Below are 25,001 nucleotides of genomic sequence, written 5' to 3' on the forward strand. Positions count from 1 at the left end.
CACTTCATGATCGCCTGAGCAATCGGTGGTATTTCCCCCTGAAGTTGTTCTGCCTATTCTGCGTTTGGTTTTCGGTCACAAGACCTCGGCCGCCTTCTTGTAACCCGTCTCGTAACGCCGGTCATGGGCCAGCAACGCCCATCCCATTGCTTACTTTTATGCGAAGTCGGCTCGGTGCTGTCGTGTCGGCACCCCGGGTAGGAGTCACCTCAAGGCGTCGATAGTGCTTCGCATAATCACAACCCTTGTAGGAAGGTCAACAGGGCCTTCGGCGCGCGGTACCGCGCATGCTTGATCTCCGGTTGCTTCAGCCGCGCCAGCGCGCACTCCTTCATGGCCAGATCCGCCTCGACGTACATGTGAGTTGTCGAAGGACTCTCATACCCAGCCAGAGCGCGATCTCACAAGGGCCTGCCGAATCTGAGGGTGCATCGGGCAGGTGTATTCAGAGTCCGTCCCCCTTGCGCACCGGGCGCGGTGCGCTTGTGGGTGTGATGACCGTCGTAGTGGTGTGCACCATGCATGGTCCCAACTGCAGCCACGCCTTGGGCCGCGTGTTGATGCTCCAGATCAGGCTTCTCCATGGAGCAATGGTTGTGCTCGGGCGAGCTGGTGGTCTGCGTCCTTGGGAAATCTCCTTGCTTCACAAGGTTCGACCCTCCAACGGTTGGAAGGTCAAGCCGTGGACCACGCAATCGGGCCCACCGACGGGCGATGATGCTCAGCTGGCCCCCCCATTAGGCTATCACTTCTTCTTCGTAGCGCCTTGATGCTCCTTGGCCAGGAATTTGTCCATCTCGGCAATTTCCTTCTTTTGTGCGCTGATGATCTGGCTGGCCATCTTGCGCATTTGAGGCGCCTTGCCGTCTCTGAGTTCGGCCTGGGCCATGTCAATGGCACGTTGGTGGTGAATGCGCGTCATCATTGAGAAATCAACGTCTGTGTTTCCAGTCATGGGCATGGAAGACATCTTGTCATTCATGTCCTTCATCATGGCTTTCATGTCCGTGCCGCCGCCGGCAGGTGCCGCTTGGTTTGCAGCACTGTGCCCATGGGGGGCCGCCTGTTGTGCGCTCGCTGGGTGCAGCATGCCCGCGCCGAGTGCGAGCACCACTCCAGAGAGCTTCCAGATCGAGATGGTCATGGCGTCGCCGAGGCAAGCTGGCAGATCTCCACACAGTCGATGTCCAGCGCGATGCACTTGGCCATCATCTTCACCTCCTGCTCTGCCAGGCAGGAAGCAGCGCAGTGGTTGCATGCCGCAGCGCAAGCGTTGCAAGCTTCGATACAAGCGGCATAAGTTTCATGTGACATCGTTTTCTCCTATGCGAAAAAAGCCGGAGGACCGGCGGAACAGGCGACCCGAGAGCCGCCCAGGGAGGTCAGAGAGACGATCTTCAGCGCGCCGCCTCAAGCTTGATGACGGTGAACTTCCCGTCGATCTTGTCGGCCGTGAACTGCACCTTGTTGCCAACTTGGACTTTCTCCAGCACGGCTGGGTCCTGAACCTGAAACACCATCGTCATGCCGGGCATGTCCAGGTTCTTGAGAGGACCGTGCTTGATGGTGAGCTTCAGGTTTTCCTTGTCAACTTTCCGGATCTCTCCCTCGGCAAACGGCGTGCCCGCAGGCGCAGATGCGCTCGCCGGGTCGGTGGTCGGTTGTGCACCAGCCAAGCCGGAAATGGATATCAGGGCTGCTGCAATGACCGCTGCAGACCAGGTGTTTCGAGAGGATGTCATGGCTCGTTTCCTAATATTGAGTGAAGTGGCACGGTGCGACACGCACCGCGTCTGATGCCATTACTTGGCGGACGCCTTGCCCTTGGCCTTGGCGACGGTGACTGCGCCCTTCATGCCCGCGTCGTAATGGCCGGGCTGCAGGCACGCGAAGTCCACCTTGCCAGCCTTGGTGAACTGCCAGATGACTTCGCCGTTCTTGCCCGGGGCCAAGGTGACCATGTTGGGATCGTCGTGTTCCATCTCCGGGTTCTTCTTCATCACCTCGTAGTGCTCCTTGAGTTCTTGCTCAGTGCCAAGGACCAGCTCATGCTTGACCTTGCCCGAGTTCGTGATGAGGAAGCGGACGGTTTCGTTCTGCTGGACATCGATGGTGGCGGGGTTGAAGCGCATGGCATCGGTCATGTCAACCTTGATCGTGCGCGTGACTTTGGCGGCCACGCCGGGTTTGCCAACGGCCGCGCCTGGCTCGCCATGGCCACCCGCGTGGGTGCCAGATGCAAAGGCGGCGCTTGTGGCAACAGCGAACAAGGTTGCGGCGACTGCGTTACGGATGGTTTGTGTCTTCATGGTGGGTTCCTCGGTTAAAAAAGATCAGTGGCTTGCGTGGCCACCATTGGCTGGCTTGCGGACTTGAACTTCGATGTTCTTGGCGGGCATGTTTTGAGCTGGCATGGCCGATGGGCCGGCTCCGCTGGATCTGGCAGGCTCGGCCATGGGTGCGCCGTACTCGTACGCGACCGTGCCCTTGGGGTGTTTAAACCAACCGGGGTTGGAGTAATCCCCTGGCTTTTGGTCCTTGCGCACCTTCACCATGCTGAACATGCCGCCCATCTCGACGGAGCCGAACGGCCCTTCGCCGCTCATCATCCGAGCGGTGTTGTCCGGCAGCGGCATCTCCATCTCGCCCATGTCGGCCATGCCACGCTCGCCCATGACCATGTAGTCGGGCACGAGCTTGGTGATCTGCTTGACCACGTCCTTGTGATCGACACCGATCATCGTGGGCACGTCGTGCCCCATGGCGTTCATCGTGTGATGGCTCTTGTGGCAGTGGAAGGCCCAATCGCCTTCTTCGTCGGCCAGGAACTCCACCTGGCGCATCTGACCCACGGCCACGTCGGTTGTCACCTCATACCAGCGGGTGCTCTTGGGCGTAGGCCCACCATCGGTGCCCGTCACCAGGAACTCGTGCCCGTGCAGGTGCATGGGGTGGTTGGTCATGGTCAGGTTGCCGAAGCGGATCCGCACCTTGTCGTTGAGCCGCACGTTGAGGGAATCGATACCTGGAAAAACGCGGCTGTTCCACGACCAGAGGTTGAAATCCAGCATGGTCATGATCTTCGGGGTCGCGCTGCCCGGCTCGATGTCGTAAGCGTTGAGCAGGAACACGAAATCGCGATCGACCTCTTCGATGAGCGGATGCTTGTTCTTCGGATGCGTGACCCAGAAGCCCATCATCCCCATCGCCATCTGCGTCATTTCATCGGCGTGCGGGTGGTACATGAACGTCCCCGGGCGGCGCGCGACGAACTCGTAGACGAAGGTCTTGCCCGGCTGGATCGGCGGCTGGGTCAGGCCCGACACGCCGTCCATGCCATTGGGCAGCCGCTGCCCGTGCCAGTGGATAGAGGTGTGCTCAGGCAGCTTGTTGGTGACAAAGATCCGCACCCGGTCGCCTTCGACCACCTCGATGGTCGGACCTGGCGACTGACCGTTGTAGCCCCACAGGTGGGCCTTGAAGCCCGGTGCCATCTCGCGTACGACGGGTTCGGCGACGAGGTGGAATTCCTTCACGCCGTTGTTCATCCGCCATGGCAGCGTCCAGCCGTTCAAGGTGACCACCGGGTTGTAGGGCCGGCCTGTGGATGGCGTCAGGGGCGGCATGGTGTCTGGCCGGGTCTGCAGGACCGGTTCCGGCAACGCAGCCATGGCCACCTTGCTCACGGAAGCGGCTGCGATTGCGCCGGTGATGGCGCCCGCACCGCTCAGAAAGTTGCGTCTGTTGTTCATGTGTGTCCTGGAAATGGGGCTCAATGGGCCGCTGCGGCGGCGGGCTGAGAGCCGCCGCTGGCGGCTGGTGCGGCGGCCGCAATGGGGCGCCCTCGAAGGGATGCCGACAGAGCCGCGTCCGCAAGCCAGAATTGCTGTTGCGCTTCGATAGCCCGGGTTACGCTGGTGACCTGGGCGCGCGCCTCGGCCAGCAACTCGAAGACCCCGATCAACATCCCGTTGTAGCGCAGCATGTTTTCTTCGGCCATGGACTGGCGCAGCGGGACGATCTCGTCACGGTAGTGCCGCGCGATGTCGTAGGCGGTGCGGTAGGCGGAGTACCCTTCTCGAAGCTGGGACGTGGCACCGCGTACAGCGGCGTCGTAGCGATTGGCCGCAGCGAGAGATTGGGCGTTGAGCGCCTCGCGCTGGGCGGAGCCCCAATCGAACAAGGGCAAGCGGATGTCCAGCTCGAAACCGCGGGCTGTACCCCGCGTGCCTTCGGCGTTGTCGAACACGGTATCGCGCCGAATCCCGGCCTCGATATCGATGTACGTGAACAGCAGGTTGATACCCTGCGACTTTCCAGCCAAGTCGAGCTGGGCACGCGCTTGCTGCACGTCCAGGCGCTGCGCGGTTGCTGCAGATGCCACCGCCTTGGCCTCGCGGGGAGCCTTCGGCAGATCAGGCAAGCGTTCGGGCAGCTTGAGCTTGGCCGATTGCGCATTGTCCAGTCCAAGTGCCCGCACCAACTCTTCACGGGCGGCGACGGCCGTGTGCCGCGCAGATGCCAGTTCGGTGGTCGCGTCGGCGTAAAACACTTGTTGCCGCGCCCGCTGCAGCTTGCTGAAATTGCCCACGAGCTGCATGCGCCGGGCAAGCTCGGCACTCGCCTCGGCCGACTGCTTGACCTGCTCGGCGTACTGCAGCGTCTGCTGGGCCGCAACAGCCCGCACCCAGGTTTGGCGCACTTGGGTGATCTGGTCAACGACGGTGCTTGTGAGTTGGATCTGCGCCTGTGCCGCTTGGCTGCGTGCGATCGAAATGCGCTTGGGCAGCAGCAGGATGTCGACCAATCCAAAGGACAGAAGTCGACCGATTTCCAGCTCATCGCCCAGCCGCACGCGCTCGAAGCTGAAGACCGGGTTCGGTATGCGGCCGGCCTGGTTCGCTGCAGCGATGTCAGCCCAGTTCTGCGCGATGAGCGCCTGGAGTGCGGGACTGTTGGCCAGGGCCAACTGAACCGCACCTTCCTGAGTCAGCGGCTTGCCAAGCAGTTCCTCAGACAACGATGCCCGGGCGACGCGCTGATTCTGGCTCGTGCTGAGTTCCAGTTTGCCGCCGGTGAACTCGGCAGCAGATGCGTTGGTTTCCTTGACCGCGTCGTCAATTCCGAGAGATGCACAACCTGTCAGGAAGGCTGCGGCTGCAGCAGCGAGCGACAAACGAAGCGACCGGATCATGGCTTCTCCTTGGACGTCGGAGCAGGCATTGCATGACCCTGTCCGTGGCCGGCGCTGGACGTCTCAGCGGCATCCTCGTCAGCAACCTCTTTCGCATAGGCTCGCCAACCGCCCCGTTGCTCCACGGTGGTATTGGCAGCGCGCCAGGGGATCGGCTTTTCGTCAGAGAAGGCTTTGTAGCCTTCCATGGCGGAGTTGTAGGGGAGTGCCGGCGTCTGGCTCGGCACGGGGGTTGAACCTTGGGAGTTCTGCGCTCCTGCGGTCAAAGCCACAAACGTGGTCAGGCAAGCCAGCCAAGGGGCCGGCGATAAAGTGAGCATGTGATCCTCGCGATGTTCATGAACGAAATGACGTGGCATCGCCCCGCAAGGCGAGCAACATCAAGAACGAAACAAGCGCGTCCGAACGTCGGCAGCAAAACTGCCGGGGCTGGACACGATCACGCGCGAGGTGGTTTGTGGGGAACGCTCGGCGTTACGGACGCCGGCGGGTGGAGAGGCTCTGCGAGGTCAGCCTGTGGCGGGCTGTGGGCGTCGATAGCAGCAAAGGCAGGCGTCAGGCCCACTCCATGGCATGGAGCACAGTTGCCGCACCTGTGGCCTTGGTCAGGTCCACCACCAGCGCGATGCGTGTCGACCTGGGCCTCGTGATGATCGCTTGCCATGGCCGCATGGCTACCGTGGTGGTCGTCGATGGTCAGCGCACTCACCGCAGCCGGGCGATTCGCAGCCGGGCCGCACAGCGTCATGGCTGCCGCAGCGTATGCCTGGAAAGGCACCGCGAGCATCAGGAGCCACAGCAGGAGTGCGCGAAAGCTGACCATTTTTCGGATTATAAGTGGAAAGGGCTGGAGTTCGTTCGCCCAAGGTAGTTTGGTAGTGGTGCAGTTTGGACAGTGGCCTGTTACAAAGTAGTTTTTGCACCAGAAGCTGTCCGGATAAACGGTCTTGACTTGTAACGAAAGTTAACCAAATTCAACCAGCTTAAAAAGGATGGTGATAGGGTGAGGCAAGACGGCGATGACTATCTGGCGGTACTCGGAACTGAGCTTAGCTCCTACCTTACCAATCCATACATTGTGGCTTTGATCGTTCCGGTAGGCCTCTACTTCATAGCAGCTTTCGGAAAGAAGTTGATCCGAGATAGCCACACAGGCGACCATTTTTTCAAGATGAACGACTGGTACTTGGCTCCAGATGCGGCGCTAGCGAATGTAGGTGTTGGAATCGCAGAGTGCGTCGATTTGGTAGCTCGATTTGATCCCGCACTTCACAACGGACGGATTCGCGGCACGCTAGTGAAGACGGTGGCCGGGTTTCTACGTTGTTTGCCACGGAGACAGGATTCGCCCAGGGACCGAACGTTGCCGTCGACCCCACGCGCCAGTTCGCGCTGGAGCGTGACGGCCCTGCGGAGTGGAACGTCCACATGCTTGCAAGGCTTCAGCTGGCGCGTCGCCTTCATTGATGCGGCACCACTCCCGGACACCTACGGCCAACAACCCGGCAGTCCGCCTCCGGAGGAGGACCCCGCGCCGGCGCACGCATTGCGCAAAGCGTGGGGTAATCAGGAAGTTCGGGTCTGCTTCGCGAGGCTCGCTTCAACCTGCTGCAGCTTTGACGAAAGGGCGAAGTCATGTCCAAGTACACCCGCCCATCACTGGGCAATCAGGGGTCCCCCACTGGGCATCGAAAAGTGGATCCGAGGTGGGCGTTTCGAAACTAGAGTACGGTGGCCTTCCGGCTTGCGCGAAGGGACGCAAGGAAAAAGGCCATGAAGAGCTCGTTATTTTCCGAGGAGCAGATCGCCGAGCGCATCATGCTTTGGAGCGCTCGCAGCGCATCAGCCGCTGGCTGAAGGCCCTGGCCGAGCGCCAGCTGGCCGACCTGGAGGAGAAGCGGCGCGAGATCGAGCAGATGATGGAAGGCCTGTCGGTGCTGGTGCAGGCCTGCCATGGCGACGACCAGCCCCACTGCGCCATTCTGGACAAGCTCTCGCTGCACAGCCCGGCCCAGCACCAGCCGGACCACAAGCCGCAGGTCAAGAAGGCCCGCGCCGCGGGCGACGGGGCCACGGATGGCGGCTCCAGCCCCATCGACCTCATGGCCTGGATGCGCGGCGTTCACGTGCACCAGGCGTCCATACTCACCAGCTGACAGCCGCTCTGGCCACCCAGGGCTCGAAATTCCAGGAAGGGAAAGACATGGACACACTCGCACAGCACGACCATGCTGGCCGCCACCACGGCGCGTCCAAACCGCTTCATCCTGCGACCGGGCTGAAAGATCCCGTGTGCGGGATGGTGGTCACCGAGCAGTCGCCGCACCACCTGGAGCACGCGGGGCGACATCACTATTTCTGCAGTGCGAAGTGCCAAGCCCGGTTTGCTGCCGAACCGGCCCGATTCGTTCAAACCGATGCGGAGAGTTACGCGGCCCCAACGCCCACGCCACCGGGCAAGCCCGGCACGGTCTACACATGCCCCATGCACCCGGAGATCCGCCAGGACCACCCCGGCAACTGCCCCAAATGCGGCATGTCGCTGGAGCCGGTCATGCCCGAACTGGACGCCGACGAGAACCCCGAGCTGGCGGATTTCCAGCGGCGCTTCTGGTGGACCTTGCCGCTCACGGTGGTGGTCACCGTGCTGGCGATGTTCGGTCACCAACTCGGCTGGTTCGACATGGCCACACAAAGCTGGATCGAGCTGGTGCTGACCGTGCCGATCGTGCTGTGGGCCGGCTGGCCGTTCTTTGTGCGCGGCGCACAGTCGATCGTGAACCGCAGCCCCAACATGTGGACGCTGATCGGCCTGGGCACCGGTTCGGCGTTTGTGTACAGCGTGGTGGCCACGGTGGCGCCGCAGGTGTTCCCCGATTCCTTTGTGTCGATGGGGCGGGTGTCGGTGTACTTCGAAGCGGCGGCGGTGATCATCTCGCTGACCTTGTTGGGTCAACTGCTGGAACTCAAGGCACGGTCCCAAACCTCGGCCGCCATCCGCTCGCTGCTGGGTCTGGCGCCCAAGACCGCGCGGCGCATCTCGGCCGATGGCCAGGAAGAAGACGTGCCCCTCGCGCATGTGCATGTGGGCGACCTGCTGCGTGTGCGCCCCGGCGAGAAGGTGCCGACCGATGGCACCGTCGTCGAGGGCAGCAGCGCCGTGGACGAATCCATGCTCACCGGTGAGCCGCTGCCGGTGAGCAAGCGCGTCGGCGACAAGCTGATCGGCGCCACGCTCAACACCAGCGGCGCCCTGGTGATGCGCTCCGAACACGTGGGCTCGGCCACCGTGCTGTCGCAGATCGTGCAGATGGTGGCGATGGCGCAGCGCTCGCGCGCGCCCATGCAGCGCATGGCCGACCAGGTGGCGGGCTACTTTGTCGTGGGTGTCGTGGTGGCGGCGCTGCTCACCTTCTTCGGCTGGGGTCTGTTCGGGCCTGAGCCGAGCTGGGTCTATGCCCTCATCAATGCGGTGGCTGTGCTGATCATTGCCTGTCCGTGTTCGCTGGGACTGGCCACGCCCATGTCCATCATGGTGGCCACCGGGCGCGGCGCCACGCGCGGCGTGCTGTTCCGCGACGCCGCCGCCATCGAGAACCTGCGCAAGGTCGACACGCTCATCGTCGACAAGACCGGCACCCTGACCGAGGGGCGCCCCAGCTTCGAGCGCGCCGTGGGCCACGGGCGCTTTTCCGAAGACGAGGTCCTGCGCCTCGCCGCCAGCCTGGACCAGGGCAGCGAACACCCGCTGGCCGCCGCCATCGTGGAGGCTGCGAAGCAACAGGGGCTTACTCTCGACAAGCCCGAGCAGTTCGACTCCGAATCCGGCATCGGGGTCAAGGGTGTCGTGAGCGGCAAGTCCCTGGCCTTGGGCAACACGGCGCTGATGCAGCAGCTGGGTGTGGAAGTGGCGCCGCTGGCCACTCAAGCCGAAGCGCTGCGCTCACAGGGCGCCAGCGTCATGTTTCTCGCGGCGGACAAGGCACTGGTCGGTCTGCTGGCGGTGTCCGACCCGGTCAAGGCAACCACGGCCGATGCGCTGGCGTCGCTGCGCCAAGCGAACATCCGCGTGATCATGGCCACGGGCGATGGCCTGACCACCGCGCGCTCGGTCGGCCAGCGCCTGGGTATTGACGAGGTACACGGCGAAGTGAAGCCGGCCGACAAGCTCAAACTGGTGGAGAAACTCCAGGTAGAGGGCCGCGTGGTCGCGATGGCGGGTGATGGCATCAACGATGCGCCGGCACTTGCCCGCGCCGATGTGGGCATTGCCATGGGCACGGGCACCGACGTGGCCATGAACAGCGCGCAGCTCACACTGGTCAAGGGCGATCTGCGTGGCATCGCGACGGCCCGCGCGCTCTCGGTGGCGACCGTGGCCAACATGAAGCAGAACCTGGCTTTCGCCTTCGTCTACAACGCCCTGGGCATTCCACTGGCCGCGGGCTTGCTGTACCCGTTCACCGGCTGGCTGTTGTCACCCATGATCGCCGCGTTGGCCATGAGCCTGAGCTCGGCCTCGGTGATCGGCAACGCGCTGCGGTTGCGCGGCGCGGTGATCCGGGAGAAGTAAGAAAGGCGTAGACCTCCAACTGAAAAGACCTTCTCTCCAGCATTGGCGAGAAGGTGTTGACGGTCTGGCTCGAATGCAACGAAGCTTTGACCGCAGGAGCGCAGTAGGCCCAGACTCAGTTGTGATGGCCCTTGTTCAGCAGGGAAAACAACCGTGCGACTTCATTGCCCATCGTCGTGATGCTCTTCCCGTCGGCCGTGTGGACGACTTCACCCTTGCTGAGGTGAATCGCACGTCCAAACTTGCTTTCTTTCGCCATCAACCCGTCCTTGAAGACGTAGAGCTTTTCGCCGTTTTGCAACGCGATGACCTGCTTGGCCTCGGACTGGGCTGCGTCCATGGCGAATGCAGGGGCCTGTGCGGCCATTGAGAGGACGAGGATGCTGAGCTTGCGAATCATGGAGGTCTTCTTTGAGAACAAATCACATTGTTCGAATGAATCAATGTGGTGCTGCGTACGAACTCAATGCATCGAGAGGCCCCTGACCCGCAGCTTGCGAATGCATTACAACTTGGTCAGCGAAAAGTCAGGAGGCGTTGAGAAAATTCCAATGCACAGGACTTGGTGCGTGCAATCGCACCCAGCGGGCCTCCAGTCGCTGAGCCAAACATCGCCCAGCGATGCTGGGCTGCTTTGAGCCTACATGGTCATTGCAGAGCCTGATGCCGAGAAAGCCATCCAGACACCCATGCCGATCATTAGAAGGTTTTCGGTGAGCGACACAAATCCGAGTGGCACATTGCTGGCGCCGCCCACGCAGGCGCACTTCAACTCGCGTCGATCGATGTACACGGCCTTGATGACGGAAACGGCCCCCACTGTTCCGATGAAGAGGGCCACCGGAATCGACACCCAGTTCAAGGCACCCGCGATCATCAAAACCCCAGCCAAACCCTCCGCAAACGGATAGATGTACGAGTACGGCACCCACCGCCGGGCCAACAAATCGTAATTCAGGAACATCGTTGCGAAGCTCTCGACATTCTGAAGCTTGAGCAGCGCCAGTGCAGCCATGCTGAAGGCGATAAACCACTCTGCGGCTCGGCTTGTGAATGGGTTGCCAAAAACAGCGTAGCTCACCGCTAGGGCCATCAACGCCGTCATACAGAAGAGCGCGAGGACTGGACGATAGGTCGTGGCCTTAGGGTCTGCGACAGTCTTGCCAAAGTGGCGGCGAAGGTCATCGTATCCGCCGATCCGCGCCCCCTCAATGAAGACCTGCGGCGTCGTTTTCACGCCGTGCTCGGCTTTGAAGGCTTCGGTCGCTTCCTGGGTCGTCAGCCAGTTGTCTTCCACTTCGAACCCTTCGCGGCGCAGAAGATCATTGGCCTTCAAGCCATAGGGGCAGACATGCTTGTCCATGACCATGCGGTAGAGCGTGGCCCGCTGCGGCTGAGTTGCAGTTGTCATTTAGAGTCTCCAGCTGGTTTGGCTTTTGAACAAGGGTTCATGGTAGGTCCTGTACCCCGGTATGAGTCAAGACCTCAGCGCCTCACGATTGCGGGCATGCCCCTCGAGCGAGGTCGGAGTAGAACCGTTTCGGCATTGCCAGCGCCACTGGCATACCAAGAACGCCGGAACGCCCCCGGACGCGGTGCCAACAGTGGCATACGGGGTACACGTTTGGGCGTGAGACTGCAGCGTGGTCGCTTTTTCAGCCACGAAACCTGACATGCAAAAAGAACAGGGCTCGGTTGAAACAACCGAGCCCTTTACGAGAGATGTCTCAGTGGTTCTGCGAGTCAGTTCATTTACCGGGTTGAATGTCCGTGACGACCATTTTGCCGGCGTCTTGAATGACGATGAACTGGATCTTCTGGCCCACCTGGACCTTGTCCAGCATGGCCTTGTCCTTGACATTGAACACCATGGACATCGGGGGCATGTCCATGTGTTTGATCTCGCCGTGCTTGATCGTGATCTTTCCGTTTTCCTTGTCGATCTTGCGAACTTCGCCGTAGGTCATACCCGGTGCGGCGGCCGTGCCCGTCTTGCCTTGGTCCACACCCATCTTGTTGTGGTCCATAGTCATCTGTGCCATCGACGGCAAGGACAGTGAAAGCGCTGCAGCAGCGAGAAGTTGCGCCACAGTCTGGGTGAATTTTTTCATGGGGTCATTCCTTTCTCAAGATTTCGCGAAGGGTCTATTTGGCAACGACCTTGATCTTGCCAACCATGCCTGCCTCGTAATGGCCAGGCAGCAGGCAGGCGAAGTCATACTCGCCGACCTTGTTGAAGTTCCAGATGATCTCCCCTTTTTTCCCCGCCGCCACGTGAGCCATATAGGGCTCGTCGTGTTCCATACCGGGGAATTTCTTCATCAGCGCCGAGTGCTCATCGAGTTCCTTCTTGGTTCCCAAGACGAATTCGTGCATCACCTTGCCGTTGTTGACGTGAACGAACTTGATCGTTTCGCCTTGTTTGACCTCCACGAGGTCCGGTGTGAAGTGCATGTTATCCGTCATGCGAATCTCCACGGAGCGCTTGACGGCATTCGGCAGGCCTTGTAGTGGCCCGGCTTCTGCTCCTTGCGCACCTTGAACACCGTGAACATTTCATGTAGGCATTGCGCCAGCAGTTGGCGATATACGTGCTGGTTGCCACCCTACTCAGCGGCTTATTGGGGTGGTGGGCTGCTCGCAGCGGCCTTGCCCCACTGCGGATCATGAAGGAGCGCGCGCTCAAGGTGACCGCCCACAAGCTCGACCAGAGGATGCCGATCGAGGCGGTGCCTGTGGAGATGGCAGAACTGGCCAACAGCCTGAACACGATGCTGAAGCGATTGGAACTGGATTTTGCGAAGCTGATGGATTTCTCAAGCGACCTCGCGCATGAGCTGCGCACACCCATCACCAACTTGTTGACCCAGACCCAGGTATCCGTCTCGCAACGCCGCGATCCGGACACTTACCGCGACATCCTCGCCTCCAACGCCGAGGAGCTCCAGCGCTTGGCGCGCATGGTGTCCGACATGCTGTTTCTGGCGAAGACCGACCATGGCATCCAACTCCCGAATCGAGAAAGTGTCGCGCTGGACGGCGAGGTAGCGAGCCTGCTGGATTTCTACGATGCTGTCGCTGAGGAAAAAGAGGTTCGCCTCAGGACTGTGGGGTCTGGCACAGTGGCGGGCGATCGCCTGATGATCCGGCGGGCCATCAGCAACCTGCTCTCCAACGCACTGCGGCACTCGCACCCTCGAAGCGATATCGAACTGGCCATCAACCCCATCGAGGACGGCATCACCTTGTGTGTGACCAACTCGGGCGACCAGATTGATGCTTCTGACCTGCCTCGGTTGTTCGATCGGTTCTATAGGGTAGACAAGTCGCGCACCCATCCTTCATCGGATGGCGCTGGCCTGGGCTTGGCCATCACCAAGGCCATCATGCTCGCTCATGGCGGCGGAGTATCAGTCACCTCGACAGCAGAAGAAACGAAGTTTTGCTTGCGGTTTCCGCGTCAATGCTGAAGGGGTCTTGCCACCCTATCTGCCGCCAGCCTTGCCGAGTTGCAGGCGAAGTACATATGCAGCCATGCCGATCACTTCTGCTTGGCAAGCCACTTGTCGAACTGTGCGATTTCTTTCTTTTGCGCCGCGATGATCTGCTTGGCCATGGCTTTCATTTCGGAAGACTTGCCATTCTTGAGTTCCATCTCGGCCATGTTCAGGGCTTGCTGATGGTGAATCTTCATCATCATTGCGAAGTCCTTGTCGGTGTTGCCGGTCATCGGCATCTTCTGCATCTCTTCCATGCCCATCATCATGGAAGCCTTCATGTCTGTAGCGCCAGCTGCGCCCTTGTGCATGTCCCCCATAGGCGTGCTCACTGAAGGGCTCGTCGCCGGAGCGGCTTGGGTCTGGGTTGAAGCCGATACGCTCCAGAGTGCGGTCAGTGCGGCGAGGCACAACGCGTGCAATGGAACAAACTTGATGCGTTTCATCGAGGTCTCCTTGAGAATGTATGGTCAAGAGAATCATTGGCAATGAGGCACCGCTTGACTGTGCGACAGCGCACACTGCATAGAGGCAAAGCGGATCCATCCTGACGGCAAGCGCCATCCCATCGTCCCCCTGACTCGAGTCTCTCGCCATAGAATCCCTTCCATGCGCCGTCTGCTCGCCCTCGTTCTGTGTCTGCTGATCCCCTTGCAGGGATTCGCTGCGCCGCATACCGAGGAGCCGCCGTGCCCGATGCAAGCCATGATGGCGATGCAGCCGGACGCTGGCAATGCGGTGGACGTCACTGCCCAGTCGGACAGCATGCCCGACTGCTGCAATGACCTCGCCACCTTCGAGCGCACCGGCCAGGTCTGCAAGACCGGTCAGGCCTGCACGGCACCCGCCGTCTGGATGCCACCGGTCGACGTGCCGCGGTTCGAGTCCCTTGCGGCCGCGGCCCCGCCGATACCGATTCTGCGTGCCCGGGCTCCCGGCGCGCTCGCCAGCCTCTGGCGCCCGCCCTCCCTGATCTGACCTCCCCACACGGCGCAGACCGCCCCGACCCGGGCGGCTCCTGCCATCGCGCGTTGACCGGGCTGCTGCCCGCGCGCGCACGTTTCGGAGCTCAGATATGGAACAACACCTTCTTTCGATACCCCGCTCGCGGGTCCTGTGGCACGCGCTGGTCGCCGCCATCGCCTGGCTGGCCATCGCAACAACGCCCGCCGAAGCGGCCACGTCCGAACCGCTGAGCCTGAACGCCGCGGTGCGCTCGGCGCTGGCGCATTCGCGCGGCCTGCAGGCCTCCGATGCCGCCGCCGCGGGCGCGCACGACATGGCCGTCGCCGCCGCACAGCGGCCCGACCCGGTGCTGCGCCTCTCGCTCGACAACCTGCCGGTGAACGGGCCGGACCGCTTCAGCACCACACGCGACTTCATGACCATGCGCTCGGTCGCGCTCATGCAGACGCTGCCCAATGCCGACAAGCGACGCGCCCGCGGTGAGCGCTTCGAGCGTGAGGCCGACGCGGCGCTCAGCGAGCGCATCCAGCGCCTGGCCGAGCTACAGCAGGCGGTGGCGCAGGCCTGGCTGGAGCGCCGCCTGCAGGAGCAGCGCGTGCAGGTGTTGCAGGCGCAGATCGACGAGGCCCGCGTGCTGGTGAACACCACCGAAGCCGCCACCCGAGGCGGCCGCGGCGCCACCACCGACTGGATCGCCGCGCGCGAGGCGCTGGCACAGCTGGAGCAGGCCTTGATTGGCGTGCAGGCCGATGCGGCCAACGCGCGCCTGACGCTAGCGCGTTGGACCGGTGGGCCACCGCAGCAGCCGCTGGCCCAGTTGCCCGCGATCTCGCACACCACGCTCAACGCGCGGACCCTCACCGGGCGGGTGGACGAGCTGCCTGATCTGGCGGCTCTGCAGGCGCGCGAGGCTGTGGCCCGCGCCGAGGCCGAACTGGCGCGCCAGGAGCAGCGCCCGGACTGGACGGCCGAACTCATGTTCAGCCAGCGCGGTTCGCAATACTCAAACATGGTGTCGATCGCGGTGTCGGTGCCGCTGCAATGGGATGCACCACGGCGCCAGCAGCGCGAGCTGGCCGCACGCCTGGCGCGCGTGAACGGGCTGCTGGCCGAACGCGAGGAACAGGCGCGCGAGCGGCGGCTGCAGATCGAACGTTGGCAACAGGACTGGCGCTCTGGCCTGGCCCGGATGGCCTTCCTGCAGCGCGAACGCCAGCCGCTGGCCGAGCAGCGCACCGAGGCCGCGCTGGCCGCCTACCGGGGCGGGCGAGAAAGCCTGGGCGCGGTGCTGCAGGCGCGCCGCCAGATGCTCGAACTGCAACTCGAGCGCATCAACCTTGAGCGCGAGACCGCTGGCCTGTGGGCCCGGCTCGAATACCTGATCCCCGACACCACGGCCACGCAAGCCGCCCGCCCGGAGTAAGACCATGAAACAGATTAAAACCGTGATGGTGGTGACCGTGGTAGTTGCGCTCGCCACCGTGGGCGCCAGCGCCTGGTGGTTCGGCAAGCAGCAAGGCATGGAGCAAAGTTTCGCTGCCATCGGCGCCAACACGCAGACCGAAGGCGGGCCTGCCGCTGGGGCGACCGACCCGGACCAATGGAGCATTGCGCAGGGTGAGGACGCTACGCGGCGCCACATCCAGAGCGGCTTGAAGGCCGGCGACATCGACCCGATGACAGGCCGGCGCATCCTCAACTACCACGACCCCATGGTGCCGGGCAAGCAGTTTGACGCCCCCGCGAAGTCGCCCTTCATGGACATGATGCTGGTGCCACGCTACGCCGGCAACGGCGCGGCGGACGCGAACAGTATCACGGTAAGCCCACGCATCCAGCAGAACCTCGGGCTGCGCACCGCGCCGGTGGTGCAGGGTGCGCTGGTGTCGGAGATTACCGCCGTCGGCAGCGTGGCCTGGAACGAGCGCGACCAGGCGCTGGTGAGTTCGCGCGCCATGGGCTATGTGGAGAAGCTGCACGTGAACGCCGTGCTCGACCGCGTGGCCGCCGGTGCGCCGCTGGCCGAGCTGTACGTGCCCGACTGGGTGGCCGCGCAGGAGGAGTACCTGGCGCTGGCCCGCCTGAGCGGCGCGGGCACCGACACGCTGAAGGACGCCGCGCGCCAGCGCATGCGCCAGGCCGGTATGGAGCCCGCGCAGATCCAGCAGGTGGTAAACAGCGGGCAACTGCAGCCGCGCTTCACGCTGCGCGCACCCATCGCCGGCGTGCTCACCGAGCTCGCGGTGCGCCAGGGCAGCACCGCCATGCCCGGCATGGTGATTGCGCGCATCCAGGGCACGCGCACCGTGTGGGCCGAAGGCGAAGTACCCGAGAGCCAGGCCGCGTTGTTGCAGTCGCGCGCGCCGGTGAAGGTAACAAGCCCGGGCGCGCCAGGGCAGAACTTTGAAGGCCGCCTGCAAGCCCTGTTGCCCCAGGTGAACCCGGCCACGCGCACCGTGCGCGCGCGGCTGGAGCTGGCCAACCCGGGAGAGCGGCTGGTGCCCGGCATGTCGGTGCAGATGCGTTTTGCGCGCTCGTCGGCCGACAGCACGCTGATGGTGCCAAGCGACGCGGTGATCCACACCGGGCGGCGCAGTGTGGTGATGCTGGCCACCGAGGGCGGGCGCTTCAGCCCGGTGGAGGTGGTCACCGGGTTGGAGAGTGGCGGGCAGACCGCGATCGTCTCGGGCTTGCAGGAGGGGCAGCGGGTGGTGCTCTCCGGGCAGTTCCTGATCGACTCCGAAGCCAGCTTGCGTGGACTGGAGGCGCGGTTGAACCAGGCGCCCGAGGAAGGCGCGCCGCGCTACCGCACCGACGCGGTGATCAACGCGATCAACGGCGACACCGTGAACGTGACGCACCCGCCGATCGAAGCGCTGAAGTGGCCACAGATGACGATGGACTTCAAGCTGCCGCCACGCGAGCGGCAGCCGCGCAACCTTGAGGGAGGTGACCGGCTGCAGATCGAGTTCCACATGCAGGACGGGGACGTTCCGCAAATCACGTCGATCCAACGCGTGGCACCGGAGCCAAGCAAATGATCGCGCGTCTGATCCACTGGAGCATCGCCAACCGCTTCCTGGTGCTGCTGGCCACGCTGATGCTGAGCGCCTGGGGCTTGGTGTCCCTGCAGCGCACGCCACTCGACGCCTTGCCCGACCTGTCCGACACGCAGGTCATCATCCGCACCACTTGGCCGGGGCAGGCGCCGCAGATCGTGGAAAACCAGGTCACCTACCCGCTCACCACCACCATGCTCTCGGTGCCCGGCACAAAGGCGGTGCGCGGTTTCTCGATGTTCGGTGACAGCTTCGTGTACGTGCTGTTCGACGACGATGTGGACCTGTACTGGGCGCGCTCGCGCGTGCTGGAGTACCTGAACCAGGTGCAGGCGCGCCTGCCCGCCACGGCCAAGACCTCGCTTGGGCCAGACGCCACGGGCGTGGGCTGGATCTACCAGTACGCGCTGGTGGACCGCACCGGTCAGCAGGACGTGGCGCAGCTGCGCGCGCTGCAGGACTGGTTCCTGCGCTTCGAACTCAAGACCGTGCCCGACGTGGCCGAGGTGGCCAGCGTGGGCGGCATGGTCAAGCAGTACCAGATCGTGCTCGACCCCGACCGTTTGGCGAGCTATGGCATCACGCAGGCCATGGTGGCTGCCGCGGTGGGCCGCGCCAACCAGGAGGCCGGCGGCTCGGTGCTGGAACTCGGAGAGGCCGAGTACGCGGTGCGCGCCAGCGGTTACCTGAAAACGCTGGACGACTTCCGCGCCATTCCCCTCACGACCACGCCGGGCGGCGTGTCGGTGCGACTTGGCGACGTGGCGCGCGTGCAGACCGGGCCCGAAATGCGGCGTGGCATCGGTGAACTCAATGGCGAGGGCGAGGCCGTGGGCGGTGTGGTGGTGATGCGCTCGGGCAAGAACGCGTTGCAGACCATTCAGGCCGTCAAGGCCAAGCTGGCCGATCTGCAGCGCAGCCTGCCTGCGGGCGTGGAGATCGTGCCGGTGTACGACCGCTCCGGCTTGATCGAACGCGCGGTGAAGAACCTGTGCGAAAAGCTGCTGGAAGAGTTCATCGTGGTCGCGCTGGTCTGCGTGGCCTTTCTGTTTCACTTCCGCAGTGCGCTGGTGGCCAGCGTGTCGCTGCCGCTGGGCGTGCTGATCGCGTTCGGGGTGATGCAGCAACAGGGCATCAATGCCAACGTGATGTCGCTCGGCGGCATCGCCATCGCCATCGGCGCCATGGTGGACGCGGCGATCGTGATGATCGAGAACGCGCACAAGCACCTGGAACGCTGGGCACACCAGCACCCTGGTGAAACGCTGCGCGGCGAGGCGCACTGGAAGGTGATCGCCACCGCCGCGGCCGAGGTCGGGCCGGCACTGTTCTTCTCGCTGCTGATCATCACGCTGAGCTTCATCCCGGTGTTCACGCTGGAGGCGCAAGAAGGCCGGCTGTTCGCGCCGCTGGCTTTCACCAAGACCTATGCCATGGCCGCGGCGGCCGGGCTCGCGGTCACGCTGATCCCGGTGCTCATGGGCTACCTGATTCGCGGGCGCATCCCGGCAGAAAACGCCAACCCGCTGAACCGCTGGTTAATCGCGCTCTACCGGCCGCTGCTCGACGCCGTGCTCAAGGCGCCCCGGGTCACGCTGGCGCTGGCCGCGCTGCTGTTGGCCCTGAGCCTTTGGCCGCTGTTGCACATCGGCAGCGAGTTCATGCCACCGATGGACGAGGGCGATCTGCTCTACATGCCAACCGCGCTACCCGGGCTCTCGGCTGCCAAGGCGGCCGAGCTGCTGCAGCAGACCGACCGCCTGATCAAGACCGTGCCCGAGGTGCAGAGCGTGTACGGCAAGGCCGGGCGCGCGGACTCGGCCACCGACCCGGCGCCACTGGAGATGTTCGAGACCACGATCCAGTTCAAGCCGCGCGACCAGTGGCGCGCCGGCCTCACGCCCGAGGCGCTGGTGGAGGTGCTCGACCGCACCGTGCGCGTGCCCGGCCTCTCCAACATCTGGGTGCCGCCGATCCGCAACCGCATCGACATGCTGGCCACCGGCATCAAGAGCCCGGTGGGCGTGAAGGTGGCCGGGGCCGACCTGGCCACCATCGACCGCCTGACCCGCCAGATCGAGCAGGTGGTGAAGGACGTGCCCGGCGTGAGCAGCGCGCTGGCCGAGCGGCTCACCGGTGGGCGCTACATCGATGTGGACATCCGCCGCGCTGACGCCGCGCGATACGGCTTGAACATCGCCGACGTGCAGGATATCGTGGCCGGCAGCGTGGGCGGCATGAACATCGGCGAGACGGTGGAGGGCCTTCAGCGATTCCCGATCAACCTGCGCTACCCGCGCGAGTTGCGCGACTCGCTGCCCAAGCTGCGCGCGCTGCCCATCGTCACGCCCACCGGCCAGCGCCTGGTGCTGTCTGACGTGGCCGATCTGCGCATCAGCGACGGGCCACCCATGCTGCGCAGCGAGAACGCGCGCCTGGCCGGCTTCGTGTACGTGGACATCCGCGGCCGCGACCTGCGGGGTGCGGTGCTCGACATGCAGCGCGCCGTGGCTAGTGCAGTGGAGTTGCCAGCCGGGTATTCGGTGTCGTGGTCTGGGCAGTTCGAGTTCCTGGAGCGCGCCACCGCCAAGCTGCAGTTGGTGGTGCCGTTCACGCTGCTCATCATCTTCGTGCTGCTTTATCTGATCTTCCGCCGGTTCGACGAGGCGCTGCTGATCATGGCCACGTTGCCGTTTGCGCTGGTGGGTGGCGTGTGGCTGTTGTGGTTGCTCGGGCACCACCTGTCGGTGGCCAGCGCGGTGGGTTTCATCGCGCTGGCTGGCGTGGCGGCCGAGTTCGGCGTGATCATGCTGATCTACCTCAAGCACGCTTGGCGGGAGCGGCTGGACGCCGGGCTGGAGGACGACGCCTCGCTGCTGGACGCGATCCGGGAAGGTGCGGTGCTGCGGGTGCGGCCCAAGGCCATGACGGTGGCCACCATCGTGGCTGGTCTGCTGCCGCTGTTCTGGGGCCTGGGCACCGGCAGCGAGGTGATGCAGCGCATCGCCGCGCCCATGGTGGGTGGAATGATCAGCGCGCCGCTGCTCTCGCTGCTCGTGGTGCCGGCGGCCTACCGGCTGATGCGGCGTCCGCGTTGATGGCTTCTTGGAGTGGCTACACCGCTGTCTAAAGAATGCCAGGGCTTCAGCACCTCGCGCAGGAAATGGTTCTTCTTTGGCAAAGCAGAAGCGCATCACGCTGGTCGATGCCGGCAGCGTAGACGCCCGAAAGAAGGGGAGCATCCATGCCTACTTCATTCATCGTCAATGTCCTACAGACTGGGACTTTAGATCCCGGTCAAATTTTAGAGACGAGTCACAGAGAACAAGGATACGTGACGGCTTTTTTTGGACCCTTCTGACTGGGCAGGGAGAAATCAATGAAGAGCGACAACCACGATTCCCCGCATGGAAGCATGCAACACGAAGGCATGAGCCACTACACGTGGTTCGCGGTCAACATGGTGCTTAGCTTGATCGTCATGTATTTCGTCATGTTTTCCATGATCGATGGCTGGTCTGATTTCCGTAACAACCTAAACATGTTCTACATGGCTCTGACCATGGTCGCGCCAATGGGCGTCATCATGCTCCTGACCATGCGCGGGATGTATTCGAGGAAGCTGCTCAATTGGGTGCTTCACGCTGTCTTCACCGTGGTCTTCATCGCAGCATTGGCCGCCACGCGTCAGCAAAGTGCAATCGGCGACAGACAGTTCATTGCATCCATGATCCCGCACCACTCCGGTGCCATCCTGATGTGTCGTGAAGCCCGCCTCACCGACTTAGAGCTTATAAAGCTATGTGAGGAAATCGCGGGTGCTCAGCGCAGGGAAATCGAGCAGATGAATGCAATCCGGGCTCGGCTGGAGTCAAGGGCGCGGAACTCGTAGTCTTTTCGTGAAGTGACGATGAGGATCATGCTGCACGCATTTTGAATGCGTATAGGGGAATACTCAAGTCAGTTCAGGCGATTGATCAAACGACTCGTGAATCGCTCCAGAATGAACTGACCTCTGGGATTTGGCGGGTCGATCCCACCAATCAGCGGTGTACTGAGCCGGTGCAGGTCCCAGCATCCCGCAACGTGAAGAGAACCTCATGGCTGAAAGCAAAGACGACGACCTTGGCGGCTTGGATTCAAGCAATGAGGCGGACCGCAAGATTCTTCAGTCCGTTTTGCTGATCAACCTGAGTCAGTCTGCCGCGGGCATTGGCCTTGGGATTTGGGCTGCCTCGACCGCTCTGATCGGGGCCGGGCTGGACAACCTAGGCGACGCGTCGGTCTATGCGCTCAGCCTGTACGCAGTCGGCCGGGCGGCAATGGTCAAGGTGAGGGCGGCTCAGTTGTCGGGCTTTTTGCTCATCGGCCTGGCCGCGTTGCTGCTGTTGGAAGCCCTGCGCCGCTTCACCGGAGGGGAAGAGCCTGTCGGCGCGGCCATGATGGCCATGGCCGCGCTAAATGCGGCTTTAAACCTGGTGTGCCTCAGATTGCTGCGCCGCCATCGCGGCGAAGATGTGAACTTCAAGGCATCAGCGATCTTCACCAGCAACGACTCCATCGTCAATGGTGCGATCGTGCTGTCCGGGGCGCTGGTGATGACGTTCGGGTCGAACATCCCCGATTTGCTGTTGGGCATCGTCGTGGCCACAATCGCAGCGAATGGTGGGCGAGAAATCTTGCGCGCAGCATCCGAGACACGTAAGGCCAGCACATAAAGGTGCCGGCCAGAGCCAGAGAACTTCTTGAAACCGGACGGCTGTGAAGGATCTTCCTCAATGTGGTGACAGACTGCGAGCCTAGGACCCTTGAGCGCGGCCTAAACAAGTTCGTGACGGCGTAAACCGAGCCTAGCGCGATTCGTGGCACCGGATCTGGCTGCCTGACACGCTTCTTGGACGAGAATCACTCATGGGCGATCCCCATGCGTTTCATCGGCATGGATACCGACGTTATGTCGAGCCAGTCGTCAGTTGCCACTGCTCTTGAGAAGGGCGTTGATGTCCTGCGCGATCACTTCAGGAGTGCTGCCGTAGTTCGAGAAGAGTCGTACACGGCCAGCGGTGTCGAAGATGTACTTGCCTGCCGAGTGATCCATCGTGTACGAAGTGGGCGTCGGGCCGTCCACTTTGCGGTAGTAAACTTGAAGTCTTTCGCGACACCCTCGAGCTCTGCAGGCTCCGGGCGCAAAGCGAGAATGAGGGATCAAAGCTCCGCATGTAGGCGCTGAGCAACTCACGGGTGTCTCGCTCCGGATCCACAGTGATGAAGGCCACCTGAAGCTTTCCCCCATCCTTGCCCAGGAGGCGTTTGACCTCGGCCAACGTGATCATGGAGTTTGGGCACACATCAGGACACTGAGTGAAGCCAAAGAACATCACCAGGATCTTGCCCTGGAAGTCTGCCAATGTGCGCTCGATGCCGTTGTGGTCCTTCAACCGCAGGGATTGCGCAAACGATGCACCCGTGATGTCGGTGCTTTGGAACAAGACGGGTTCTGGTGAACAGGCGGTAAGCGCGACAAAGACGGGGAGAGAGACTCCAGCCACCACAAGGCTTCTCCGCTGGACGCTTTTTTGCAGAGTTTCACTCACGGCTTGTCACTCCAGGATTGGGGGTCACTTTTTTGTCTTCGACACTTCTTCAGCCACCAGTGCGCGCAATTGCTGCTCGCCAAAGCTGGGCAGATTGCGGCCATTGACGAAGAAGGTGGGGGTCTTCGTTACCTCGAGCGCGGTGAGATCTTCGATGTCTTGCTTGAGGATTGCATCGATGTCCGGCGACTGAATGTCCGCTAGGGCTTTCTCGATGTTCAGGCCACCTTGCGCCGCTGCCTGAAACGCCAGTTGCACGTTGGGGTTGCCGTGGTCAGCCCATTGCGGTTGCGCGGCGAGCACCGATTCCAGTACTGGCCAATACTTTCCTTGCTTTCGTGAGGCCTCCAGCAGCTTGACCACTTGGTCGGACCCTTGATGAAATGGCGCGTAGCGAATGACGAGGCGCACCTCGTTCGGGTATTGGCTCATGATGTCCTTGACGATGGAATAGAAAGCACGGCAGGTTTCGCAGGCCGGGTCGAAGAACTCGACGATCGTCACGGGAGCCTGCGTCAATCCCAGGGTCGGAGAGTGGAATCGCATCAGACGGGCCTGATCCTGCGCGACCTTCTCCATCTGCGAGTTCTGCATCCGACGTTGATAGTTGTACGCGCCGAACAAGAAGGCCACGAGCACGATGGCCAGCAGCGCTCCGACGGTGAGTTTCTTTGGGTTCATGGGCGAGTCCTTCTGAGATAAGTGATGAGCAATGCGTTGATGGCCAGGAAGGCGGCCAGGGACAACCATGGAATCTGGACGTTGCCCAGGATGACGAGTTTTTGATCGGTGCAGGAAGGCCCTGGGCCACACGGAACCCATGTTTTGGGCACCCACCCCTCTATCAACAGCGTGTGGTACAGCGCGACAACCCCGCCGCCCAGTGCCAACACCAGGCCGTAGAGGGCGCCTCGCCGGTCCTCAGCAAAGGCGGCAATACCCAGAACAATGGCCAGAGGAAACATGAAAATCCGCTGATACCAGCAGAGTTGGCATGGCACCATCAACATCACTTCGCCAATGAAGAGTGCGCCGAAGGTGGCCACGAGCGAGATCAACCAAGCCTGCAGGATGAGAAACCAGCGGGTCTTCATGACGAGCGTCCTTCGGTCGAAGAAGGATCTGCTTTATTCTTTGGCGCTTTCAATGCAAGCACGCTCCACGTCAAAGCCGAGCAGACCACGAACACATCGGCGAAGTTGAACGCCGGCCAGTGAATCTGACGCCAGTGAAAATCCAGAAAATCCACCACCGCACCCGTCTGGATGCGGTCGATCAGATTACCTCCGGCGCCAGCCACCACAAACGCGCCCACCCAGGGGTCCATCACCTCAGCCCGGCGGGTAAGGCAGACAAAGGACACGGCAATCACCACGGTCAAGGCGACCAGAATGAAGAAATAGCGCTGCCATCCCCCCGCATCGGCCAGCAACGAAAAAGCTGCACCCGTGTTGAGCACATGAACAAAGTTGAGCCAGTCGGTGACGCGCACCGATTCGCCGAGCACCAGGGCATTGGCGAAGTAGGACTTGGTCACTTGGTCGACCAACAGCAAAACGGCCACAGCCGTGGACCATGCCCAACGTGGATGGCCTTTCAGCCATGAAATCGTCATGAAGAAATCCTCTGGAAACATCGCACAAGCTTGCCTGCGGGCTTGCTCGCAGGAACGGGTGGGTTCGGCCAGAGGGGGAGAGCTTGATGCGCCCGATGCGCCTGTTCTGTCAGGCGCGGTGCGAGATCCCCGGTCTGGCCGGGGCGCTCCATTTGGGACGCTCGGGGCGATCCCCGCGCGGCCTTTTCATGACACCAAGTTGGTGCGGATACACCACCAGTTGCCGCGCTTTCGGCATCGGCTCAAGGGCCGTTATAGGCGCCCAAGCGCAACTTGCGTGGCAAGTTCCACAGTCCAGGTCAAGACCGATGACCTTCGCTGATTTCGCAAGCTCGCTTTGCACTTCACTGCCCTGGGCAAGTGAATGATCGTGTGAATGGTGGCCTGGGTGGGAAACGCCGGCGCTGGACTCGTGCTGGCAATAGCCAGCCGCAACTGCCGCTGAGAACTGCAGCGGCAGCAGGAACATGAGGACCAACACGACATAACGCATGGGGTGATTG

At 62.5% G+C, this 25,001-nt stretch carries 26 protein-coding genes and 1 pseudogene; 9 read left to right on the forward strand and 18 right to left on the reverse strand.

The window, feature by feature from the left end; all coding sequences use genetic code 11:
- Positions 1-236: 236 nt before the first annotated feature.
- The 8 genes from KXJ60_RS08280 to KXJ60_RS08315 all read right to left on the reverse strand — a co-directional run bounded on the left by KXJ60_RS08280 (position 237) and on the right by KXJ60_RS08315 (position 5,382).
- The gene (locus KXJ60_RS08280) at positions 237-359 is read right to left on the reverse strand and encodes a hypothetical protein (RefSeq protein WP_291126203.1); all 123 of its coding nucleotides are present in this window, start codon (positions 357-359) and stop codon (positions 237-239) included.
- 386 nt (positions 360-745) lie between these two features.
- Positions 746-1,144 carry a DUF305 domain-containing protein gene (locus tag KXJ60_RS08285; protein WP_291126205.1) on the reverse strand — a complete coding sequence of 133 codons (399 nt, stop codon included), beginning with the start codon at positions 1,142-1,144 and terminating at the stop codon, positions 746-748.
- Positions 1,141-1,314: a four-helix bundle copper-binding protein gene (locus KXJ60_RS08290; protein ID WP_291126207.1), complete on the reverse strand. Its 174-nt coding sequence runs from the start codon at positions 1,312-1,314 to the stop codon at positions 1,141-1,143. The genes KXJ60_RS08285 and KXJ60_RS08290 overlap by 4 nt, the downstream gene beginning before the upstream one ends.
- Positions 1,315-1,397: 83 nt before the next feature.
- On the reverse strand, positions 1,398-1,742 hold the full coding sequence (locus KXJ60_RS08295) for a copper-binding protein (RefSeq protein ID WP_291126208.1): 345 nt from the start codon (positions 1,740-1,742) through the stop codon (positions 1,398-1,400).
- A gap of 60 nt (positions 1,743-1,802) precedes the next feature.
- Positions 1,803-2,309 (reverse strand): cupredoxin family protein, encoded by a 507-nt coding sequence (locus KXJ60_RS08300; RefSeq protein ID WP_291126210.1) that lies wholly within the window; start codon positions 2,307-2,309, stop codon positions 1,803-1,805.
- A 24-nt stretch (positions 2,310-2,333) separates the two neighbouring features.
- Entirely contained in the window at positions 2,334-3,752 is a 1,419-nt protein-coding gene (locus KXJ60_RS08305; RefSeq protein WP_291126212.1) for a copper oxidase, read from the reverse strand.
- A 20-nt stretch (positions 3,753-3,772) separates the two neighbouring features.
- Complete coding sequence (locus KXJ60_RS08310) at positions 3,773-5,194, reverse strand: TolC family protein (RefSeq protein ID WP_291126214.1); 1,422 nt, start codon at positions 5,192-5,194, stop codon at positions 3,773-3,775.
- Positions 5,191-5,382 carry a hypothetical protein gene (locus KXJ60_RS08315; protein WP_291126216.1) on the reverse strand — a complete coding sequence of 64 codons (192 nt, stop codon included), beginning with the start codon at positions 5,380-5,382 and terminating at the stop codon, positions 5,191-5,193. The genes KXJ60_RS08310 and KXJ60_RS08315 overlap by 4 nt, the downstream gene beginning before the upstream one ends.
- 1,635 nt (positions 5,383-7,017) lie before the next feature.
- On the opposite strand from KXJ60_RS08315, the gene KXJ60_RS08320 reads away from it, so the two are divergent.
- Both KXJ60_RS08320 and KXJ60_RS08325 read left to right on the forward strand, forming a co-directional pair.
- Positions 7,018-7,350 (forward strand): hypothetical protein, encoded by a 333-nt coding sequence (locus KXJ60_RS08320; protein ID WP_291126218.1) that lies wholly within the window; start codon positions 7,018-7,020, stop codon positions 7,348-7,350.
- Between the two features lie 47 nt (positions 7,351-7,397).
- On the forward strand, positions 7,398-9,767 hold the full coding sequence (locus tag KXJ60_RS08325; RefSeq protein ID WP_291126220.1) for a heavy metal translocating P-type ATPase: 2,370 nt from the start codon (positions 7,398-7,400) through the stop codon (positions 9,765-9,767).
- 115 nt (positions 9,768-9,882) lie between these two features.
- On the opposite strand, the gene KXJ60_RS08330 is transcribed toward KXJ60_RS08325, so the two are convergent.
- From KXJ60_RS08330 to KXJ60_RS08345, 4 genes are all read right to left on the reverse strand, one after another.
- Positions 9,883-10,167, reverse strand: a complete 285-nt coding sequence (locus tag KXJ60_RS08330) for a CopK family periplasmic copper-binding protein (protein ID WP_291126222.1) — start codon at positions 10,165-10,167, stop codon at positions 9,883-9,885.
- Between the two features lie 240 nt (positions 10,168-10,407).
- Positions 10,408-11,178 carry a glutaredoxin family protein gene (locus KXJ60_RS08335; protein WP_291126225.1) on the reverse strand — a complete coding sequence of 257 codons (771 nt, stop codon included), beginning with the start codon at positions 11,176-11,178 and terminating at the stop codon, positions 10,408-10,410.
- 337 nt (positions 11,179-11,515) lie between these two features.
- Entirely contained in the window at positions 11,516-11,878 is a 363-nt protein-coding gene (locus KXJ60_RS08340; protein WP_291126227.1) for a copper-binding protein, read from the reverse strand.
- Positions 11,879-11,912: 34 nt separating this feature from the next.
- Entirely contained in the window at positions 11,913-12,233 is a 321-nt protein-coding gene (locus tag KXJ60_RS08345) for a cupredoxin family protein (RefSeq protein ID WP_363318060.1), read from the reverse strand.
- Between the two features lie 113 nt (positions 12,234-12,346).
- Between KXJ60_RS08345 and KXJ60_RS08350 the strand changes: the two genes are divergently transcribed.
- Positions 12,347-13,237 (forward strand): heavy metal sensor histidine kinase, encoded by an 891-nt coding sequence (locus tag KXJ60_RS08350; protein WP_363318061.1) that lies wholly within the window; start codon positions 12,347-12,349, stop codon positions 13,235-13,237.
- A gap of 71 nt (positions 13,238-13,308) precedes the next feature.
- On the opposite strand, the gene KXJ60_RS08355 is transcribed toward KXJ60_RS08350, so the two are convergent.
- Positions 13,309-13,710, reverse strand: coding sequence for a DUF305 domain-containing protein (locus KXJ60_RS08355; RefSeq protein ID WP_291126228.1), 402 nt, complete (start codon positions 13,708-13,710; stop codon positions 13,309-13,311).
- Between the two features lie 163 nt (positions 13,711-13,873).
- Between KXJ60_RS08355 and KXJ60_RS08360 the strand changes: the two genes are divergently transcribed.
- The 6 genes from KXJ60_RS08360 to KXJ60_RS08385 all read left to right on the forward strand — a co-directional run bounded on the left by KXJ60_RS08360 (position 13,874) and on the right by KXJ60_RS08385 (position 22,007).
- Entirely contained in the window at positions 13,874-14,242 is a 369-nt protein-coding gene (locus tag KXJ60_RS08360; RefSeq protein WP_291126230.1) for a hypothetical protein, read from the forward strand.
- Positions 14,243-14,339: 97 nt separating this feature from the next.
- Positions 14,340-15,653 carry a TolC family protein gene (locus tag KXJ60_RS08365; protein ID WP_291126232.1) on the forward strand — a complete coding sequence of 438 codons (1,314 nt, stop codon included), beginning with the start codon at positions 14,340-14,342 and terminating at the stop codon, positions 15,651-15,653.
- Between the two features lie 4 nt (positions 15,654-15,657).
- A complete protein-coding gene (locus tag KXJ60_RS08370) occupies positions 15,658-17,271 on the forward strand; it encodes an efflux RND transporter periplasmic adaptor subunit (RefSeq protein WP_291126234.1) in 1,614 nt (537 codons plus the stop codon).
- Entirely contained in the window at positions 17,268-20,387 is a 3,120-nt protein-coding gene (locus tag KXJ60_RS08375; protein ID WP_291126236.1) for an efflux RND transporter permease subunit, read from the forward strand. The genes KXJ60_RS08370 and KXJ60_RS08375 overlap by 4 nt, the downstream gene beginning before the upstream one ends.
- Positions 20,388-20,704: 317 nt before the next feature.
- Entirely contained in the window at positions 20,705-21,181 is a 477-nt protein-coding gene (locus tag KXJ60_RS08380; RefSeq protein ID WP_363318062.1) for a DUF305 domain-containing protein, read from the forward strand.
- Between the two features lie 208 nt (positions 21,182-21,389).
- A complete protein-coding gene (locus KXJ60_RS08385; protein WP_291126239.1) occupies positions 21,390-22,007 on the forward strand; it encodes a cation transporter in 618 nt (205 codons plus the stop codon).
- A 251-nt stretch (positions 22,008-22,258) separates the two neighbouring features.
- Here the strand turns inward: KXJ60_RS08385 and KXJ60_RS08390 are convergent.
- The 5 genes and pseudogenes from KXJ60_RS08390 to KXJ60_RS08410 all read right to left on the reverse strand — a co-directional run bounded on the left by KXJ60_RS08390 (position 22,259) and on the right by KXJ60_RS08410 (position 24,991).
- Positions 22,259-22,778 (reverse strand): annotated as a pseudogene (locus tag KXJ60_RS08390) (SCO family protein).
- Positions 22,779-22,907: 129 nt separating this feature from the next.
- The gene (locus KXJ60_RS08395; RefSeq protein WP_291126241.1) at positions 22,908-23,564 is read right to left on the reverse strand and encodes a thioredoxin domain-containing protein; all 657 of its coding nucleotides are present in this window, start codon (positions 23,562-23,564) and stop codon (positions 22,908-22,910) included.
- Complete coding sequence (locus tag KXJ60_RS08400; protein ID WP_291126243.1) at positions 23,561-23,977, reverse strand: disulfide bond formation protein B; 417 nt, start codon at positions 23,975-23,977, stop codon at positions 23,561-23,563. Before KXJ60_RS08400 ends, KXJ60_RS08395 begins: the two co-directional genes overlap by 4 nt.
- Entirely contained in the window at positions 23,974-24,498 is a 525-nt protein-coding gene (gene lspA / locus KXJ60_RS08405) for a signal peptidase II (protein WP_291126245.1), read from the reverse strand. Before lspA ends, KXJ60_RS08400 begins: the two co-directional genes overlap by 4 nt.
- Before the next feature lie 109 nt (positions 24,499-24,607).
- Positions 24,608-24,991 carry a hypothetical protein gene (locus KXJ60_RS08410; RefSeq protein WP_291126248.1) on the reverse strand — a complete coding sequence of 128 codons (384 nt, stop codon included), beginning with the start codon at positions 24,989-24,991 and terminating at the stop codon, positions 24,608-24,610.
- Positions 24,992-25,001: the final 10 nt, after the last annotated feature.

Source organism: Hydrogenophaga sp. (genome assembly GCF_019264445.1).
Classification (GTDB): Bacteria; Pseudomonadota; Gammaproteobacteria; order Burkholderiales; family Burkholderiaceae_C; genus Hydrogenophaga.